The following is a 3,225-nucleotide window of genomic DNA, read 5'->3' as shown; positions in this document are numbered from 1 at the left end:
ACCCGGTCCACACTAAACCCACACACCACATGTGGAAATTCCCCGCGATATCTATACCGGGCCCCCGCTGGGCCCGGACGTTCGACCTGCGGGAGGGCCCGGGGCACGCCGCCGGCCCCGGGCGCGGCCCGGCCGCCGGAAGGCTCCGGCGGCCGGGCCGTTCAGGCAGCCGGTCGGCTCAGGACCCCTGCGGCGCAATCCCCTTCAGCTTCGCGGCGAGTACTCCCCCGATCGTCGCGATGTGGGCGGGCACGGTCAGCATCTGCTCGTGCTCGGCGTCCACGGGGTGATCCTCGACAGCACCTGTCACGTGCGGCGCCCACGCGTGCGCCCCGACCCTGCCGGCGACCCGCTCCGGTATCCGGGTGGCCGTGAACAGCAGCATGTCGCCCTCGTACAGGCCGGGACGGTGCTGCGCCAGAAGACGGCTGTTGTTGATCCAGACGTCCTTCATGGCCAGCATCGTGCGTTCACCGACCGCCGCGAGCGGATGCTGGTTCTCCTGCAGGAAGCGCAGGTACCGCGAGATCAACGCGTCCCGGCCGGTGGTCAGCTCCGCCGCGTCGAAGTCGAACCGGGAGGCGGTGAGGTTGTCGACGAGCAGCCGGTCCTCCAGTTCCCGCAGAGTCTGTACCAGGGCCCCTTCCCCGGTCGTCCCGTCGGTGAGGTACGGATAGGCGTCCACCAGGGCGAGCAGCTCCACTTCCTTGCCCCGCGCCTGCAGTTCCACGGCCAGCGCGTGGCTCATGACGCCTCCGAAGGACCAGCCGAGAAGCCGGTAGGGGCCCTCCGGCTGGATCTCCAGGATCTGACCGAGGTAGTCCTCGGCCATCGCGTCGAGGGCGTCGGGCATCGTGCCCGGCGTGCTGAGCGCCCTGGCCTGGAGGCCGTAGACGGGTACGGCCGGGTCGAGGTGGCTGAGGAGACCCGCGTAGCACCAGGACATCCCGCCACCCGGGTGCACACAGAACAGCGGTCGTTCGTCGCCGGTGGTCCGCAGCGGCAGCATGGGGGCGAAGGAGTCCCGGGTGCCGCTGCGCTCCACCTCCCTAGCGAGGAGCGCCGGTGTCGGGGCCTCGAACAGGTTCCGTACTCCCAGGTCCGCCTCCAACTGCTCACGGATGATGGCGACGGCCCTGGTGGCGAGCATCGAGTGTCCGCCGAGTGCGAAGAAGTCGTCGTCGGGACCGACCTCCTCGATGGCCAGCAGTTCGGCGAAGACCGCGCAGATCCGCTTCTCCGCCTCGGTGGCCGCCGAGCGGGGGGCGGGCCGGTCCACCTCGATGGCCAGCAACGCGCGCCGGTCCAGCTTTCCGTTGCGTGTGAGGGGAAGCTCGTCCACCACCACGTACTCCGCCGGCACCATGTACTCCGGCACGGTACGCAGAAGCCGGGTGCGCAGCTCCGCCGCGACGGGCATGCGGTCCCTCGCCGGAGCGACGAACGCGACGAGCGAGACGCCGTTGCGGACGAGCACGGCCGCCGAGGACACCGCGGGGTCGGTACGGAGCACCGCCGCGATCTCGCCGGGCTCTATGCGGAACCCGCGGAGCTTGACCTGGTCGTCGGCCCTGCCCAGGTGATGCAACTGCCCGTCCGGTGTGCGGCGTACGAGGTCGCCCGTCCGGTACATCCGCTCGCCCTTCCCCCCGAAGGGGCAGGCCACGAACCGCTCAGCCGTCATACCCGCGCGCCCGCGGTAACCGCGTGCCAGCGCGGTGCCCGAGATGTACAGCTGCCCCGGCATTCCGGGGGGCACGGGCCGCAGCCATGCGTCGAGCACATGAGCGCGGACATTCGGCAGGGGGACGCCGATGGCGGGCGTGTCCGCCCATTGCGACGGGTCGGCGGGAAGGGATGTCGCCGTCACCACATGCGTCTCGGTGGGCCCGTAATGGTTGTGCAGGGCGGGGCGGCGTCCGGTCGCCCGGGAGAAGAAGCTCTGCACGGCTCCACGGGTCACCAGCGCCTCACCGGCCTGGGCGACATGACGCAGGGCGGGGAGTCCCTCGCCGGCTTCCAGCGCGGCGGAGCACACCGCGTCCAGGACGAGCGTGGGCGCGTACAGCTCGCCCACTCCGGCATCTCGCAGCCACCCGACGAGCCGGTGCGGATCACGGCGTACGTCCTCCGGGCAGATCGCGAGGGTCTTGCCGGACAGCAGGGCCGAGAGGATCTCCTGGGCTGAGACGTCGAAGCCGGTGAAGGTGAACTGGGCGGTCACGGTGCCCTCGTCAGCCGGGATCGCCCGGTGGTGCCAGTCCAGGAGGTTCCGGATGGCGCCGACCGTCATCTCGACGGCCTTCGGCTCCCCCGTCGAACCCGAGGTGTGCAGGATGTAGACCGGGTGGTCGGGGAGCAGGGGGCTTCCCCTGTCCGTGTCGTTCACGGGCATCGGGGACGCGGCGGCGAGCGCAGCCTCGTCGAGTGCCAGGACGGGGCCGGAGAACCTGTCGGCCAGGTCGTCGGTGGTCAGGACGACCGTCGGCCGAATGTCGTCGAGGATGAACGTGATCCGCCCCTGGGGCAGTTGCGGGTCGACGGGTAGGTACGCGGCGCCCGCCTTGAGGGCGGCGACGAGCCCGACGACGAAGTCCACTCCGCGTGGCAGGGCCAGGGCGACGACGGTGTCCGGTCGCGCCCCGTGGTCCAGCAGGAGCCTCGCCAGCCGGGTCGACCTGTCGTCGAGTTCCGCGTAACTGAGCGCCCGGTCCCCGTGCACGACCGCGGGTGCGTCCCCGCGTCCGCGGGCCTGCTCGGCGAAGAGGTCGGGCAGGGCGGCGGCCGGAGCGTCCACCGGGGCAGCGTTCCAAGCGCTGATCATGTCCTGCTCGTCGGGGAGCACGAGGCTGACCGCTCCCACTGCCAGCCGGGGGTCGCGGGTGACCTGTTCCAGCACCCACGTCAGCCGCCGGCTCAACCGCAGTGCGGTCTGCTCGTCGAATCGGTCGGCTCCGTACTCCAGGGCTCCGGTCAGCCCGTCCGGTTCGCCCTTGGCGGTGAGCAGTTCGGCGACCGACAGCAACAGGTCGAACTTGGCGGTCGCCGTGGCGGACTCCTGCGCTCCGATGACGAGGTGCCCACCGGCGGTGCGCGATCCGGTGTCGCCCAGGCCGCCCAGGTTGTTGAAGGTGAGCATGACCTGGTAGAGGGGGTGGCGGGAGAGTGAGCGTTCGGGGTTGACGATGTCGACGAGGCGTTCGAAGGGCAGGTCCTGGTGTGCGT

1 protein-coding gene is annotated in these 3,225 nt (G+C 70.9%); it reads right to left on the bottom strand.

Annotated elements, in window-relative coordinates; genetic code table 11:
• Positions 1 to 178 precede the first annotated feature (178 nt).
• A partial coding sequence (locus ACFWI9_RS04260; protein WP_387158965.1) for an amino acid adenylation domain-containing protein occupies positions 179 to 3,225 on the bottom strand: 3,047 nt, incomplete at its 5' end.

Origin of the sequence: Streptomyces sp. NPDC127084, from assembly GCF_042724175.1 — a bacterium.
GTDB lineage: Bacteria > Actinomycetota > Actinomycetes > Streptomycetales > Streptomycetaceae > Streptomyces.
The sequence above is the reverse complement of the archived record's forward strand: the minus strand, read 5'-3'. Positions and strand labels throughout refer to the sequence as shown.